Here is a 15,509-nt window from a genome sequence, read left to right as displayed (position 1 = left end):
CCCTGGCCGCACCGGCCGTCCGGGTACCGCGGCCGGTGTCTGGCGAGTCGCGACGATCGCCGCCGGCCCATTCAAGTGCGCGGCAGTGGACTTCTACTTGATCGCCTCAGGGCCGTTCGTTCACTGTGGATTCAGGAGCTCGCGCAGGAATCTCTCGGTGCGGTGGGCGAAAAGGTGCGCACCGCGCTCGGTGGACAGCGCGAGCGCCCGGCCGGCGGCGGCCCGGACGGTGGCGGTGGACTCCCCGCGGGCGTGCAGCAGGCGGGCGCGCAGCAGCATCAGGAGCCCTTCCGGGTATCGCTGGCCGTGCCGCGCGAGGAGTAGATCGGCCCGGTCCAGGGCCGCCGCGGCCTCGTCCGTGGCGCCGGCCGCGAGGTGCATCTCGGCGAGCAGGCCGAACCAGGTGGCGACACAGGACAGCGGTGGGTCGAGCAGGTTCGCGGCGATGATGTGTGCCGCCCGCTCCGCGTTGCCGGCCGGGTCGGTGCCGGTCATGGCCAGCGACCAGCACCGGGCCAGCCGCTGGTAGGTGCCCAGGAAGACGAATGAGAAGCCGGGATCCACGGCGATGCCACGGTCCGCGGCGCGCAGGGCCCGGACCGGGTCGCCGACGATGGACGCGATCCGGGCGGTGAAGGTGGCCCAGACGGTGGCCATGTACGGGTCCGCGCCGGCCACGGCCTCGAGCCGGTCGAGCAGGGCCTGCGCCGCCGCGACGTCGCCGTGCAGCGCGGTCGTCTCCGCGAGCGTGCCGGCCATGAGCAGTTGCAGGTCGTGGCGACCCGGATCGTCCTCGCGCCGGCCGAGGTCGAGGATCATGGGCTGCGAGCGGCGGAGATAGCGGAAGGCCTCGTCGATGTCGCCCATGTCCCACTGATGGATGCCCCAGGCCTGCAGACCGCAGGCGAGGACGAACGGGTCGGTGGCGGCCTCGCCCTGCCGGAGCAGCCGGCGTGCCAGCGGGGCGCCGCGGTCGAACTCCATGGCTTGGGCGTACGCCGCCCAGCGGGCGTACAGCAGGGCCGCGGCCTGGACGTCCCGGCCGAGGGAGCGGGCCAGGTGCTCGGCGCGTTCCAGCAGGTCGGGGGTCGAGAATCCGTACATCGAACGCATCCCGACGACCGTGCTCAGGTGCGCCAGCGCCGCCAGTTCCAGTTCGGCGAGGTTGTTCGCCCGGGCCAGCTGTGCGGCCGATCGCAGGTGGTGTTCGGCCGCTTCGAGCGCGGACTTGCCCGCCGCCCGCAGCCCGGCCCGCACGAGGGCGTGGGCGGTACGCGCCGGATCGGCGAGCGGGCCGGCGCAGCGCAGGTGGTGGGCGAGGCGCTCGGCGACGTCGTCACCGCCGGGGCCGGTGGCCTCCAGCGCGTCCGCGACGAGCAGATGCAGCCGGAGCGCCCGCGCCGGGGACGTCGTCTCGGTCAGCGTCTCGCGGACCACGTCGTGCGCGAAGCGGAACGAGAACGGATCGTCCGGTGTGGACTCGAACACCCCGAGTGCCTCCACCGGCTCGAGCAGGGCGAGGCAGGCACCGACGTCGAGGCCGGCGGTCCGGGCGAGCAGGCCGATCCCGACGTCGCGCCCGATCAGCGCGGCGGTGCGCAGCAGGAGCCGCGCGTCCTCGTCCAGGCCGGCCATCCGGTCGAGCACGACGTCGCGCACGGTGGCCGGCACCCGGGCCCGAACCGCAGCCTCGTCGGACAGCACACCGTCGGCGGTGAGCAGCCGGGACAGCTCACGGACGAAGAACGGGTTCCCGGCCGTACGGGTGTGGATGTCCCTGCTCGTCTCCGGCCCGGGTTCGTGCCCGGTCTCCCGGCGGACGAGCTCGGCGACCTCGTCCGGGCCGAGGGGACCGAGCCGGATCCGGCGATGGCCGGGCACCCGGCTGGCCGCGGCGAGCGTGCGGGACAGCTCCGGGCCGGGCCGGGGAGCACGGTCGCGCAGCGCGGCGATCAGCGCGTTGCGCCGGGGCATCCGGGCCACGAGGTGGCCGAACAGCGCGAGCGAGCCGGCATCGGCCCACTGCAGGTCGTCGATGACGATCAGGACCGGCCGCCGCGCCGCGACCTGCCCGATGAGCGCGACGACCTGTTCGAACAGGCGGAACGGGGTGCCGTTGTCCGGCAGCACCGGGGCGGCGAGCAGGTCGCCGCGTCCCTCGACCAGCCGGCCGAGCTCACCGGCGAGCCATCCGTCTCGGTCGGCGGCGGGCAGGTGATTGACGACCGCGCCGATCACCTGCACCCACGGCCACATCGACGGCGTCCCGGCGCCGTCCAGGCAGGCGCCCCGGGCGACGAGCGCACCGCGCCGTTCCGCCTCGGCGGCGACCTCCAGCAGGACGCGGGTCTTGCCCGCGCCGGGTTCGCCCTCGACGATGCCGCACGCCGTACGCCCGGCGAGTGCCGAGCTCACCGTCTGCCGCAACGCGCCGAGCTCCTCGACGCGCCCGACGAGACCCGCCGCCGGCGGCCCGACGGGGATCCCCGGCCGGCCCGGCGGTACCGCCGCTGCCGGTCCTGGAGCTGCCGGTGGGGAGTCTGCCGGTGGGGAGTCTGCCGGTTCCGGGGGCCGGATCAGCACCAGCCGCTGGGCGTCCCGCAGCGCCGGGCCGGGCCGGACGCCGAGCTCCTCGTCCAGCCGGATGCGGACCCGCTGGAACGTCGTCAGCGCCTCCGCCTGGTGCCCGGCGGCGCCCAGGACGGTGACGAGCATCGCCTGCACGGCCTCGTCCAGCGGTGCCATCGACGCGGCGAGGTGCAGCGCCGGCAGCGCCCGCCTCGGGGTGCGCAGCGCGACTGCGAGCTCCGCCGCGACCAGGCAGGTGCTGAGGAATTCCGCGTCCAGTGCCGCGAAGACGGGCATGGCGGCCGCGGTGAGGGTGAGCCCCTCACCGGCCCGGCCGTGCCAGAGCGCCAGGGCCTCGCCGTAATGGTCGAGCGCCGCCTCGTCCTGCCCGCGCTCCCGGGCGATCCGCGCCCGCTGGACGCGCTCCCGGAACACCGTCAGGTCGAGCATGCCGGCCGCGGCGGTGAACTGGTACCCGTCGCCGATACGGTGCAGCCAGCGGCTCGACCCGCGGGCGGGGAGGCCGGGTTCGAGCACCCGGCGCAGGGCGCCGACGTACTTGTGGATGACGTTGAGCGCGCTGCCGGGGGCGTCGCGGCCCCAGAGCAGATCGATGAGCTCGGCCGTGCCGACCGGCCGGCCGTGCTGGACCAGCAGCAGGGCGAGCAGGTAGGTCTGCTGCTGCGGGCCGGTCTCCACCTCGGTGCCGTCGAGCCAGAGCCGTAGCGAGCCGAGGATCCGCAGGCGTGGGGACCCGCTGGGTTCCTGCATGCCGGACCACCCCCGGGCGACAACGTGACGGTTTGTTCAGTGCACGGAATTCGCTGGTAAGTATCGCGTGCCCCGGACACCGTCGATCAAGCGGCGGCAGTAACAAGGAAGAAATAATCCACTACGGGCCGTTACGGTCCGGTCATGACGGTGTGCGGTGGCCCACAGGTATGAAACCGGCCGGACTGCGGGTGCAGATCATGGGCCCGATGCGGGTGTGGTTGCGCGGTGCCGAACTCGACACCGGGCCACGCCAGCAACGCCGGCTGCTCGCGCTGCTGGTGGCGCGCGCCGGTCACCCGGTCGGCATGTCCGACCTGATCACGCTGCTCTGGGGCACCGAACCACCGGCGAGCGCGGTCAATGTGATCCACAAATACATCGGGGTGCTGCGCCGGTTGTTCGAACCCGCGCTGCAGGCGCGATCCTCCGGGTCGTACCTGATCCGGCATGCCGACGGGTACTGCTTCGCGGGGGGTGCCGGGATCCTGGACCTCGCGGACTTCCGCCGGATCGTGGACGCGGCCGGGGCCGGTGGTCTGCCGGACGAGGAGGCGCTCGACCGGTACGCCGACGCGTTGCGCCTGTGCCACGGCCCGGCCGGGGAGGGACTGGCGTCCACCGCCGGCGGCGCGGCCGTCCTGACCGCCGTCGACGCCGAGTTCCTGGCCGCCACCGTCGCGGCCGCGGAGATCGCCGTACGGGTGGGCCGGCCGTCCCGGGTGCTGAACGCGCTGCGGCTAGCCGCGGACATGGCTCCCGGGCACGAGCGGGTACAGGCGAGCCTGATGGCCGTGCTGGCCGCCGCCGACCGGGAGTCCGCGATGCCGGGCGACCGCGGCCGCCCTGCCGGCGATCCCCGGCCGGCCGCGATGGTGCGTCCCGCGCAACTCCCGCCGGACCTCCCGGTGTTCACCGGGAGGTCGGCCGAACTGGCCACGCTCGGTGGCCTCGTCGCCGGCCGGCGGTCGGTCGGGCGGACCGGTCCGCTGGTGGTGGCGTTGAGCGGTGCCGGCGGCGTCGGCAAGTCGGCCCTCGCCACCCGCTTCGCGCACCGGGTCGCCGCCGGCTTCCCCGACGGCCAGCTCTTCCTGGACCTGCGGGGCGACCGGGATGACGCGATGCTGTCCACCTCGGACGCCCTGCAGGCGTTCCTGCACGCGCTCGGCGTGCCCCGATCGGGGATCCCGGACCTGCCCGAGGCGCGGATGGGCCTCTACCGCAGCCTGACCGCGGGCAAGCGCGTGCTCGTGCTGCTGGACGACGTGCGCGATCCGGTGCGGGTCCGTCCGCTGCTGCCGAACTCCGCGCACAGCCTGGTGCTGGTCACGAGCCGCCGTCCGCTGGTCGGGCTGGCCGCGTTCGAGGGGGCGGACCTGCTGCGCGTCGGCCGGCCCGATCCGGCGGCGGCCCGCGAGCTGTTCAGCCGGCGGATCCAACGGCCCGGCCCAGCCCCGAAACCGGACCCGGCCCCGGACCCCCTCGACGAGATCGTCGGCTGGTGCGACCGGCTGCCGCTGGCCCTGGCGATCCAGGGTGCCCGGTTGCATGCCCAGCCGTCACTGACCCCGGCAGCCGTCGCGGCCGAGCTGCGCGACATCGGCCGGCGGTTGGACGCGTTCTCCTGCGGCCCCGGCCTGAGCGATCCCCGGGCGGTGCTCTCCTGGTCCTACCGCCTGCTCAGCCCCGGCGCGGCCACCCTGTTCCGGTTGCTGTCGCTCGTGCCGGGCCCAAACATCACGGTCGCGGCGGCGGCCGCCCTGGCCGGGCGGGACGTCGGCCGTACGCGTGCCGACCTCGCCGAACTGGCGGAGCCGGCCCTGGTCACCGACGACGACCGTGGCTTGTTCAGGATCGGGTCGCTGGCCGGGGCGTACGCGGCCGAGGTCTTCCGCATCGCCGGGACGCCGGCCGAGCGGCGGACCGCGACCGGCCGCCTGCTGCGGCACCACCTGCACAGCAGTTACCACGCCCGGTCCGCGCTCGGGGCCGGGGAAGCGGCTTTCGCGCTGCCCGCGCCCCCACCCGGGGTCGTCCCCGAACGGCCGGCGTCGCCCGCCGAGGCCATGACGTGGTTCGCCGCCCGCCGGGACATGCTCACGGCAGCGGTCCGCGCGGCCGCCGAGCTCGGGTACGGCGTCGAGGCGGGGCAGCTGGCGCTCTGCCTGCAACCGTTCCTGGAGCGGTCCGGGCTGCTCCAGGAACGCGACGAGATGCTCGGGTACGCCCCCCGCCGGGGCCGTTGAGGTGCGTCAGCAGATGCCGGAGAGCTGGTTGTCGAGGTTGCCGCCCGCGAAGCTGCCCGACGGCACCACGGTGGCCATGTTGGGCACGCTCTGCTGCCAGGAAATGATGTAGTCGATGTCGATGCCGTTGGTGGCGGGATCGAGGTACAGGTCGACTGCCTTACCCGTGTTGTTCTTGATCGAGGAGGCCTTATTGTCCATCGGCTCCCCGTTGTAGAACGTGTTGTTGCGCAGGTCCATGTCGCACAGCCAGCCCCTGCTGTCGGCCGGGACCTTGAAGACCGAACCGGTGTAATTGCTGTGCTGATAGACGCACAACTCACCGGCGTAACATGCGGCCGCCGCCTGTGCGCTCGACGCCACGACCGCCGACGAGGCGGAAGCCACCGCGAGTGCGGAGAGGAAGACAGCGATCCGTCGAGGGGTTCTCATCGGGGTACACCTTTCGGTTCCGGGCGGCGCCGTCGGATGGCCACGCCTGGACCGAAGCTAGGTGCGTGCACTGAACTCCCACTTGATTCGGATTCCTATGTGGTGGATGAGGTCAGGTAGCCCAGCTCGGTGGCGCGGGTGATGAGTTCGGCCTTGCTCGACGCGTTGAGCTTGGCCCGGATGCGCTTGAGGTAGGTCTCCACCGTTGCCTCGCTCACGCTCATCTGTTCGCTGATCACCGCGTTGGTGAGTCCGGCGGCGGCGAGCCGCAGCGTCTCGATCTCGCGGCCCGGCAGCCGCACCGGTGCATCGTCGGGACTGCCGAACACCGTGCTGACCAGGCCCGGGCTGAGGTAGACGCTGTCCAGCGCGGCCGCCTCGGTGGCGAATCGCAGGTCCTGCGCGGTGGGGTCGGGCAGAATCAGCGCGCGGGCCCCGGCCCGGACCGCGTCGCGCAGCGCCGGTGGCTCGCCGGGGCGGCAGATCAGCACCAGCCGGGTCCGCGGCGGCAGCAGGGACCAGTACTGCCGGTTGATCGAGCCGGGGCGGATCCGGGTGATGTCCACGATGGCGATCGGTGGCCCGGACGGTGGCGGGGCCAGCTGGGTGATCGAGGAGAGCTGCAGGCTCACGATCAGACCGGGGATGTCGGTGGCCAGGCGGCTGAGGCTGGTCCGGGTCGGTTCGGACGGCGAAACCACGGCCACGTTCGTCGTTCTCATGAGTGTCTCCTGCGGGCGGATCGGTCGCTGCGGTGGATCGGTCGCAAACCGTAGCCAGCCCCAGTTGACGGTTTCTTACCGAACGGCGCGGCGGTCCGGGTCCTGGCGCAGTTGGTTGCTGACCGCGGTCAGTGACAGGGTGGGTGCGGCGGCGAGCCGGGCGGCGAGCAGCGACAGGGTCAGCGGCATCCGGCCGCACAGCTCGACGATCTCCGCCAGCGCCGCGCTGTCTGGGCGGTCCCGGCCGTCGAGGCGGCGGGCGAACAGCTCCCGTGCGGCCGGCGGGTCCGGCGGATCGACGCGCAGCTGGTGTGCGCCGGCGCGGGCGGCCAGGTCGAGCAGCGGCGGTCCGCTGGTGACCAGCACGAGGGTTCCGGCGGAGCTGGGCAGCAACGGCCGGACCTGCTCGGCGTCGTGCGCGTGGTCCAGCAGGATCAGGAGCCGCCGGCCCGCGGTCAGGCTGCGGTACGTCCCGACGAGCGCGTCGAACGTGTCGGGGACGTCGTTTCTGCGCAGGCCCAGTCCGTACAGAAGGGATCGGAGCAGGTTGTCGGGTCGGCTTTCCCGCAGGTCGAGGTAGAGCTGCCCGTCGGGGAAACGGTCGGCGACGAGGTGCGCGAAGCGGACGGCGAGGGTGGACTTGCCGGCGCCGTCAGGGCCGTCCATCGTGATCACCAGCGGCCCGGTACGCCCTTCGGCGCGCAGGCCCGCGGCCAGCGTGTCGAGCGCCGCCAGCTCGTGCTCCCGGCCGGTGAACATCGGCAGGTCCGGCGGCAGCTGCGCCGGGTGGATCAGCGGCCCGGGCGAGTCGGTGCCGCCGGCCGGCACCACGGTCTGGGTCAGCACCCGCCGGTGCGCTTCCTGCAGCGCGTGCCCCGGGTCGATGCCCAGCTCGGCGGCGAGTGACCCGCGCACCGTGCGGTAGGCGGCCAGTGCCTCGGCCTGGTGCCCGGCGGCGGCCAGGGTCGTCATCAGGCTCGCCTGCAGGAGCTCGTTGAGCGGGTCCAGCTCGGCGGCCCGCCGCAGCGGCGCCAGCAGCAGCCCCGGGCGGCGCAGGCGGACCGCGATCTCGGCCGCGGCGAGGAGCGCGTCACTGAACTCGCTGTCCAGACCGGCGAAGACCGCCCGGGCCGACGGGGTGTCGGCGAGTCCGTCGGCGACCCGGCCGGCGCCGAGCCGCAGGGCCTCGGTGTACCGGTCGAGGGCCTCGTCGAACTCGTCGCGGCCGGCGTGCGCCGAGGCCTGCGCGACGAGGTGCCGGAACCGGACCAGGTCGAGCGATTCCGGACCGGCGGTGAACCGGTATCCGTTGCCGTGGCGCAGCAGGTACTCGCCGGGAGCCCGCGGCGGCAGGCCGGGTTCGAGCAGCCGGCGCAGCACCCCGATGTACTTGTGGATGACATTGACCGCGGTTGGCGGCGAGGACGGGCCCCAGAGCAGCTCGATCAGCTCGTTCATGCTGATCGGATGCCCTTCCCGGGCGAGCAGCAGCGCCAGGAGGCACCGTTGCTGGTTGGGTCCGGCATCCACTTCGCCGTCGCCCCGGATGACGCGCAAGGGGCCGAGGATCCGCAGGTGCACTGTCATGCGGATGAAGCTAGGGGCAGCTCAGGGTCGTCAGACTACGTCAGATGACGTAATGATCCGGGCCAGTTCGGTGCGTGAGCTGACGTGTACTTTCGGGTAGATCCGGTAGAGATGCGTGCTGATCGTCCGCGGGGACAGGAACAGCCGCGCGCCGATCTCGCGGTTGCTCAGGCCCTCCGCGGTCAACCGGGCGATCTGCTGCTCCTGCGGGGTGAGCTCGGCCAGCGCGTCCATCGGCTTGCGGCGGGTCTCCCCGGTGGCCCGCAGCTCGGCGCGGGCGCGGTCGGCCCAGGGCGCCGCCCCGAGCGAGTCGAACGTGTCCGCCGCCACGCGCAGCAGGGGACGGCTCTCGGTGAGCTTGAACGCGCGGCGCAGCGCCGACCCGTACGTGAGCTGCAGCCGGGCCCGGTCGAACGGCCAGCCGGTCAGATCCTGGGCCAGCGCGGTCTCGTAGTCCCCGCTGAGCACCGCGCGCGCATAGCCGAGCCCGACCTGGAGCGACGGTGACTGGCTCCGCGTGGCGACGGGTTCCAGGTCTGCCACCACCGGGCGCAGCTCGTCCAGGAAACCGCCGAGCACCGCGGCCTCGGCCAGATGTCCGAGCAGGTGCAACCGCTGGTGCGGCAGATGGGCACTGTCGGCCGGGTCGAAGACGCGCATCAGTTGCCGGAAAGCGTCGTCCGCGTGGCCCTCGGCGAGCGATGCCACCCCTCGGGCCCGCTGCACGAGCGCCAGCATCGGCAAGCGGCGGGCCGCGGTGAACATCCGCTCGCCGACGTCGGCCCGGTGCCGGGCGGCGACGATGTCCCCGCTCAGCGCCTCGGCCAGCGCGACGACCAGGCCGCCGCCCACCGCCCACATCATCTGCCCGGCCTCCTCCGCGAGGGCGACGCACTCGGTGGCCAGCCGCAGCGCGGAGCGGGCGTCGCCCAGCCCGGCGTGCGCGGACGCACCCGCGCTGAGGGCCTGGACCAGCGAGCCGATCCGGCCCTGGGCCCGGTGCTCGGCCGCGCTGGACAGGGCGAGCGCCTCGGCGATCTCGAAGGCGCCGAGCGCCCAGGCACCGAACGCGATGTCGCTGCGCCACACCGGCGGCAGGTCCGTGCGGTGCACGAGCTGCCGCAGCCGTTCCAGCCCGTCGGCGCCCCGGCCGACCGGGTCGACCATGAGCAGCACGCCGGTGAGCCGGGGGTCGTCGGCCGCGCGGCGCAGAGCGAGGGTGACGTCGACGAGCCGATCGGTGACGTCGGCCGGGGTGGCTGTGTAGTAGGCCCGCACCCCCACCTCGCTCATCGCCTCGACGGCGTGCTCGATGCTGTCCTCGTGATGGACGACGTCGATCAGGTCGGCGAACGTGAGCAGCTGCTCGGCCCCGGAGAATGCCTTCGAGGAGTGGCCCTCGCGGAACAGGGCCAGCCGGGCCTGTTCCGCCGGGGCCAGCGCGCTCACGTCGATCTCCTCGAGGATGCGCCGCGCGGTGTGCTCGTCGCCCTGCTCCACCGCCAGCGCGCCGGCCATGAGCTGCCGCCGGCCACGTGCGGCCGGGTCCTGGCTGAGCTGCACCGCCCGGGCGACGGTGGCGGCGGCGATCGCGACCGCCTGGCGCTGGGCGGCCTCGGCGGCGACCGCGGTGAGTTCACGGGCCAGGGTCTCGTCCGGCCCGGGCGACGCCGAGGCCCGGTGCCAGAGCCGGCGTGCCGGGTGGCCGGACAGGACCTCGGCGAGCGCTTCGTGTCCCCGTCGGCGGTCACCCGCAGCGGCCTGCTGACGCAGCGCCGAGCGCAGCAGGGGATGCCGGAACCGCAGGTCGTAGTGTTCGTCGACGGTCACCAGGCGGGCCGTCACCGCGGGCTGGACCGCGTCCGCGGGCACGTCGGCGCCGGTCAGCAGCGCGGCTGCGGCCAGGGTCTCGCCGAGGTTGCCGCCGTCGTTCAGCGCCGCGACGAGCAGCAGGGTGCGGGTGAGCGGCGGCAGGTCGGCGACGAGACCGCCGAAGGTGCGTTCCACCCGCGTGCTCAGCGGCACTGACGCCGGGAGCAGGGCGGCGCTGCCGGACCGCGCGACCGCGGCCCCGAGCTCGACGACGCCGAGCGGGTTCCCGGCGGCCTCGTCCAGCACCCGGCTCCGCAGCGGTGCGGGCAGCCCGGGCGCGGTCCGGTCCAGCAACCGCCCGGCGTCGTCCGGGCAGAGCGGTTCCAGCCGCAGCTCGGGGAGCCCGGCCGCGGCCAGCCGCCGGTCGATGTCCTCGCCGTCGCGCACCGCCATCAGCACGGCGATGCGGTCCGACCCGACGCGCCGGCCGAGGAACGTCAGCGTCTCCCAGCTGGCGGCGTCCAGCCAGTGCGCGTCCTCGATCGCCAGCAGCACCGCCTCGTCCGGCTCACCGAGAAGATCGAGGACCTCGACCGCCATCCGGTACGGGGACCCGGTGTCCATCGCGACGGGACGTAACGGGCGCAGGAGCAGATCGAGTCCCGCGTACGCGATGTGCACCTCGGCCTGCACCCCGGTCACGGTCAGCACCCGCATCCCACGCTCACGCCCGGCGTCGACCGCCCGCTCCAGCAGCGCCGACTTGCCGATGCCGGCCTCACCGCGCAGCACCAGGGCCGCGCCCCGCCCGCCGGCCGCGTCGCCGAGCAGCGCCTCGAGCGTGGTGACCTGGTCCTCGCGCCCGACAATCTCCGCCATACCCCCATCCTCCAATGGCACCCACGAAGATCAAAGTCGAGCCCGGCCCGTCCACATATCGTCCAGTGCCGTCGATTACGGTGCGGATCGTCCGTGCCGCCCGACCGCGAGGGGGAACCCGCCCGTGCCCGATCCCACCGACCCCGCACCCCGGATCGAGATCCTGGGCGCGTTACGGGTCTGGCTCGGCGACACCGAGGTGGATGCCGGGCCGCGACAGCAACGGTGCCTGCTCGCCGTGTTCCTCGCGCTCGAGGGCCGCCCGCTCGGCGTGACCGAGCTGGTCGGCCTGCTCTGGGGCGACGACGCGCCGGCCAGCGCGGTCAACGTGATCCACAAGTACGTCGGTGCCCTGCGCCGGATGCTGGAGCCGGGCCTGGCACCGCGCTCGACCGGGTCGTACCTGCTGCGGCACGGCAGCGCCTACCTCTTCTCCCTCGGCACCGCGCAGCTCGACCTCAGCACGTTCCGCACCCTGGTCGCGGCGGCGACGGACGAGGTCGCCGCCGGCCGCCCGGACGCCGCCCTCGACCGGTACACCGAGGCGCTACGGCTCTGGCACGGCCCGGCCGGTGACTCGCTGGCGGACAGCGCGGCGGCGACGGCGGCCTTCGCGTCGATCGACGGGGAGTTCCAGGACGCGGCCATCGCCGCCGCGGCCGTCGCCAACACCCTCGTCCAGGACGCCCGGGTGCTGGCCGCGCTGCGGCTGGCCGCGTCGATGGGCCGGTTCCACGAGCCGGTCCACGCCGGCCTGATGATCGCGCTCGCCGCCGCCGGGCACCAGGCCGAGGCACTGGCGCTGTACCGGACGATCCGCGAGCGGCTGGCCGATGAACTCGGCATCGACCCCGGCACCGAACTGCAGGCCGCGCACCGCCGGGTGCTCACCCAGACCGTGGCGCCGGTCTTCGACGAGCCGGCCCTCGACCCCGGCCGGCTCACCGACCGCCCGATCCCGCCCGACCAGCTGCCCCGGCCCGCGCAACTGCCCCCGGACCAGCCCATGTTCACCGGCCGGACGGCCGAGCTCGGCACCCTGCGGGACCTGGTCGCGGCGCGGGACCCCGACGGCCGGGGCGGACCGCTGATCGTGGCACTGGACGGCATGGCCGGGGTGGGGAAGTCGACGCTGGCGGTGCACTTCGCGCACGAGGTCGCCGACCTGTTCACCGACGGTCAGCTGGCCCTCGATCTGCGGGGGCACGAGACCGGGCAGGAGGCCCTGACCACCTTGCTGTACGGGCTGGGCGTACCCGCCCGGCAGGTACCCGGTACGTACGACGCGCGCCTCGGCGCCTTCCGCAGTCACACCGCGGACAAGCGGATCCTGCTCCTGCTGGACGACGCGCTCGACGCCGATCAGGTGCGTCCCCTGGTGCCGGCCTCCCCGGGGAGCATGGTGCTGGTCACCAGCCGGCGGCCGCTGGTCGAGCTGGCCGCCCACGACGGCGCCCACCTGCTGCGGGTCGAACCACCGGACCCGGCCGCCGCCCGTGACCTGCTGCGCCGCCGCCTGTCCGCCGCGCCGAACCGGGCCGCGGAGATGGACGCGGCGGCCGGCGACGCGGTCGAGGTGATCCTCGACCGCTCCGGGCGCCTCCCGCTGGCGCTGGCGCTGCTGGCCGCCCGGCTCAGCGCCCGGCCGCGTCTCACGCTGGCCGCGGTGGCGGCGGAGCTGGCCGGGGGTGCGGCCACCCTCGACGCGTTTCCCACCGGGGAGCACGGCGACCCACGGACCTCGTTCGTCCGGTCGTACCACGAGCTGGCCCCCGGGGCGGCGCACCTGTTCCGGCTGCTCTGCGTCCCGCCGGCCGCGGGTGTCTCGGTCGGGGCCTGCGCGTCGCTGTCCGGGCAACCGGTCGCCGTCACCCGCGCGCAGCTCGGCGAGCTGTGCGAAGCGGCGCTGATCAACGAGGACGGCCGGGGCCGGTTCTCGCTGCACGTGCTGCTCAAGGCGTACGCCGCCGAGCTGTTCCGGAGCACCGACCCGGAACCGGAACGGTCCGAGGCGATCAGCCGCCTGTTGCAGTACTACCTCTACAGCAGCGTGCACGCGCACGCCCTGCTCTGCCCGCACGACCCGCCGGTCACGCTGCCGCCCGCCCTGCCGGGGGTGCTCGCGGAACAGCCGTCGACCCGCGACGCGGCGATCCGCTGGTTCGCCGCCGAGTACGACGCCCTGCGCGCGGCGGTGCGGCACGCCGCGGACCTCGGTTACGGCATCGTGCCCTGGCACCTGGCCCTCGCCATGCAGCCGTATTTCGAGCAGAGCGGCCACTTCGGCGACTGGGAGCAGACCACGCGGACGGCGTTGCGGGCCGCCCGGGAACAGCACGACGAGGCCGGCGAGGAACACATCCTGCGCAACCTGACCGCGGCCCGCCGGGCGCTCGGCACCGTCCACTAGGCGTCCACTCGTCGTGAAGTGGCCAACCCTAGCTTGATCACAACGAGCTAGAGGCGAGGCGCATCATGACAGATAACGTTGTCTTCATCCATGGACTGTGGATCCATTCCGAGGCCTGGCAGCCGTGGCGTGAGCTCTTCGGCGAGCAGGGCTACCGGACGTACGCGCCGGGGTGGCCGGGCGACCGTGACTCGGTGGCCGACACCCGGCTGCACGCCGACGGCCGGACCGTCGGCGTCGAGGAGATCACCGACTCCTACGCCGCGTTCATCGCCGGGCTCGACAGCCCGCCGATCGTCGTCGGGCACTCCTTCGGCGGCCTGATCGCGCAGAAACTGCTCAGCCGTGGCCTGCTCCGGGCGGCGGTGGCGTTCTCGCCGGCACCGATCAAGGGCATCCGCATCATCCCGCCGAGCTTGCTGCGGTCCAGCTTCCCGGTGCTGTCGCGGCCCGGCAACAAGCGCAACGTCGTGTCGCTCACCGAGAAGCAGTTCGCCTATTCGTTCGGCAACGCGCTGCCGGCGGCGGAGAGCACCGAGCTCTACGAGCGGATCGCCATCCCGAGCCCGGGCCGCCCGCTGTTCGAGGCCTCGTCGGCGAACTTCACCAGGAATTCCCCGACCGAGGTCGACACGACCCGCGACGATCGGGGCCCGTTGCTGCTCGTGTCGGCCGGCAAGGACCACACCGTGCCCGCCTCGGTGGTCGCGGCCGCGTTCCGGTTGTACTCGACGTCCAAGGCCCGTACCGACATCGTCACGTACGCCGACCGTGGGCACAGCGCCCCGTTCGACCACGGCTGGCGCGAACTCGCCGACGACACCCTGGCCTGGCTCGGCCGTCAGGGCCGATGAGCCGCGAGCGGGACATCGAGGCCGGTGTCGCGTGGTATCAGCGGGTGTTGCAGGCCGCCGGGCGGGCCGGTCTCGCGGACCTCGTCGTCGAGCCCCGCACCGGCCCGGACGGGGTCCGCGCCGGTGACGACTACATCTCGCTGCGGGTCAGCGGCCGGCCGGCCCTCGAGGCCTGGGTGGCCCGGCTGGACAGTCTCGACATCGCGCATTCCGGCATCCAGCGGAGCAACGATCCCTACGTGCGTTCGACCATCGTCCTGCGCGATCTCAACAACACCAGGCTGGAAGTCGTCGCCGTCGATGACTGACGCAGCCGGGCCGGCCCCGCACCTCGTCACGGGTGCGGGGCCGGCGCCGTCAGAGATTCGCGATCAGGAACGTACGGATCAGGGCGGTGGTCTGCGTGAGGGCGCTCTCCAGCAGGAAGTGCCCGCCGTCGAGCAGGTGGATCTCGGCGGTCGGCAGGTCGCCGGCGAACGCGAGCGCGCCGGCCGGACCGAAGATCGGGTCGTTACGTCCCCAGACCGCGAGCAGCGGCACCTGATGTTCCCGGAAATACGCGTGCACGCGGGGATAGAGCGGCGGGTTCGTACCGTAGTCGCGCATCAGCCGCAGCTGGACGAGGTCGTTGCCGGGACGCGACAGCAGCGCGTGGTCGTGCCGCCAGGTACCCGGGTCGACCAGGGTCTCGTCGGCGACCCCGGTCAGGTACTGCCAGCGGGTGAACTCCTCGGTGAGCGCCTGACGGGCGCCCGCCTCGGTCTCGGGGTTCTGGTCCTTCCAGTACTCCCGGGCGCCGTCGAAGAACGCCGGGACGAAGCCCTCCTCGTACGCGTTGCCGCTCTGGCTGATGACCGCGGTGACGGCCGCCGGGTCGCGCAGGGCGAGCCGCCAGCCGATGGGAGCCCCGTAGTCCTGGACGTACAGCGCGTACCGGGGCACGCCGAGCTGGTGGAGCAGATCGGCGGTCAGGTCGGTGAGAGCGTCGAACGTGTAGTCGAACTCGCTCGCCGGCGGTGCGTCGGACTCACCGAACCCCAGGTGGTCCGGGGCGATCACGCGCCAGCGGTCGGCCAGCAGCGGGATCAGGTTGCGGAACATGTGGGAGCTGGTCGGGAAACCGTGCAGCAGCACCAGGGTGGGCGCCGACGCCGGGCCGGCCTCGCGGTAGAAGAGCCGGTGGCCGCGGACGACGGCGTAGCGGTGATGGATCTCGGTCATGGCGGTC

10 protein-coding genes are annotated in these 15,509 nt (G+C 73.6%); 4 read left to right on the top strand and 6 right to left on the bottom strand.

Going from position 1 to position 15,509, the window contains the following annotated elements; all coding sequences use genetic code 11:
- Window positions 1-120 precede the first annotated feature (120 nt).
- Window positions 121-3,339, bottom strand: a complete 3,219-nt coding sequence (locus tag ACIA6A_RS18035) for an AAA family ATPase (RefSeq protein ID WP_396098806.1) — start codon at window positions 3,337-3,339, stop codon at window positions 121-123.
- 170 nt (window positions 3,340-3,509) lie between these two features.
- Here ACIA6A_RS18035 and ACIA6A_RS18030 point away from each other — a divergent pair, with 170 nt between their 5' ends.
- Complete coding sequence (locus tag ACIA6A_RS18030) at window positions 3,510-5,585, top strand: BTAD domain-containing putative transcriptional regulator (RefSeq protein ID WP_396098805.1); 2,076 nt, start codon at window positions 3,510-3,512, stop codon at window positions 5,583-5,585.
- 6 nt (window positions 5,586-5,591) lie between these two features.
- On the opposite strand, the gene ACIA6A_RS18025 is transcribed toward ACIA6A_RS18030, so the two are convergent.
- The 4 genes from ACIA6A_RS18025 to ACIA6A_RS18010 all read right to left on the bottom strand — a co-directional run bounded on the left by ACIA6A_RS18025 (window position 5,592) and on the right by ACIA6A_RS18010 (window position 11,017).
- On the bottom strand, window positions 5,592-6,017 hold the full coding sequence (locus ACIA6A_RS18025) for a peptidase inhibitor family I36 protein (protein WP_396098804.1): 426 nt from the start codon (window positions 6,015-6,017) through the stop codon (window positions 5,592-5,594).
- 95 nt (window positions 6,018-6,112) lie between these two features.
- The gene (locus tag ACIA6A_RS18020) at window positions 6,113-6,739 is read right to left on the bottom strand and encodes a response regulator transcription factor (RefSeq protein ID WP_396098803.1); all 627 of its coding nucleotides are present in this window, start codon (window positions 6,737-6,739) and stop codon (window positions 6,113-6,115) included.
- Window positions 6,740-6,814: 75 nt separating this feature from the next.
- Entirely contained in the window at window positions 6,815-8,326 is a 1,512-nt protein-coding gene (locus ACIA6A_RS18015; RefSeq protein WP_396098802.1) for a BTAD domain-containing putative transcriptional regulator, read from the bottom strand.
- Window positions 8,327-8,356: 30 nt separating this feature from the next.
- Window positions 8,357-11,017: a LuxR C-terminal-related transcriptional regulator gene (locus tag ACIA6A_RS18010; protein WP_396098801.1), complete on the bottom strand. Its 2,661-nt coding sequence runs from the start codon at window positions 11,015-11,017 to the stop codon at window positions 8,357-8,359.
- Between the two features lie 124 nt (window positions 11,018-11,141).
- Here ACIA6A_RS18010 and ACIA6A_RS18005 point away from each other — a divergent pair, with 124 nt between their 5' ends.
- From ACIA6A_RS18005 to ACIA6A_RS17995, 3 genes are all read left to right on the top strand, one after another.
- Window positions 11,142-13,427 (top strand): BTAD domain-containing putative transcriptional regulator, encoded by a 2,286-nt coding sequence (locus ACIA6A_RS18005; RefSeq protein ID WP_396098800.1) that lies wholly within the window; start codon window positions 11,142-11,144, stop codon window positions 13,425-13,427.
- 65 nt (window positions 13,428-13,492) lie between these two features.
- Complete coding sequence (locus ACIA6A_RS18000; RefSeq protein WP_396098799.1) at window positions 13,493-14,281, top strand: alpha/beta hydrolase; 789 nt, start codon at window positions 13,493-13,495, stop codon at window positions 14,279-14,281.
- Complete coding sequence (locus ACIA6A_RS17995) at window positions 14,278-14,589, top strand: hypothetical protein (RefSeq protein WP_396098798.1); 312 nt, start codon at window positions 14,278-14,280, stop codon at window positions 14,587-14,589. The genes ACIA6A_RS18000 and ACIA6A_RS17995 overlap by 4 nt, the downstream gene beginning before the upstream one ends.
- 49 nt (window positions 14,590-14,638) lie before the next feature.
- Here ACIA6A_RS17995 and ACIA6A_RS17990 read toward each other — a convergent pair whose 3' ends face one another.
- On the bottom strand, window positions 14,639-15,502 hold the full coding sequence (locus ACIA6A_RS17990) for an alpha/beta fold hydrolase (protein WP_396098797.1): 864 nt from the start codon (window positions 15,500-15,502) through the stop codon (window positions 14,639-14,641).
- Window positions 15,503-15,509: the final 7 nt, after the last annotated feature.

Origin of the sequence: Actinoplanes sp. NPDC051494, assembly GCF_044454705.1 — a bacterium.
GTDB lineage: Bacteria > Actinomycetota > Actinomycetes > Mycobacteriales > Micromonosporaceae > Actinoplanes.
The sequence above is the reverse complement of the archived record's forward strand: the minus strand, read 5'-3'. Positions and strand labels throughout refer to the sequence as shown.

Excerpts from the sequence above, each read along its gene's own strand:
- ACIA6A_RS18035 (WP_396098806.1), bottom strand. The coding sequence starts at position 3,339 with ATGCAGGAACCCAGCGGGTCCCCACGCCTGCGGATCCTCGGCTCGCTA.
- ACIA6A_RS18030 (WP_396098805.1), top strand. The coding sequence starts at position 3,510 with ATGAAACCGGCCGGACTGCGGGTGCAGATCATGGGCCCGATGCGGGTG.
- ACIA6A_RS18025 (WP_396098804.1), bottom strand. The coding sequence starts at position 6,017 with ATGAGAACCCCTCGACGGATCGCTGTCTTCCTCTCCGCACTCGCGGTG.
- ACIA6A_RS18020 (WP_396098803.1), bottom strand. The coding sequence starts at position 6,739 with ATGAGAACGACGAACGTGGCCGTGGTTTCGCCGTCCGAACCGACCCGG.
- ACIA6A_RS18015 (WP_396098802.1), bottom strand. The coding sequence starts at position 8,326 with ATGACAGTGCACCTGCGGATCCTCGGCCCCTTGCGCGTCATCCGGGGC.
- ACIA6A_RS18010 (WP_396098801.1), bottom strand. The coding sequence starts at position 11,017 with ATGGCGGAGATTGTCGGGCGCGAGGACCAGGTCACCACGCTCGAGGCG.
- ACIA6A_RS18000 (WP_396098799.1), top strand. The coding sequence starts at position 13,493 with ATGACAGATAACGTTGTCTTCATCCATGGACTGTGGATCCATTCCGAG.
- ACIA6A_RS17995 (WP_396098798.1), top strand. The coding sequence starts at position 14,278 with ATGAGCCGCGAGCGGGACATCGAGGCCGGTGTCGCGTGGTATCAGCGG.
- ACIA6A_RS17990 (WP_396098797.1), bottom strand. The coding sequence starts at position 15,502 with ATGACCGAGATCCATCACCGCTACGCCGTCGTCCGCGGCCACCGGCTC.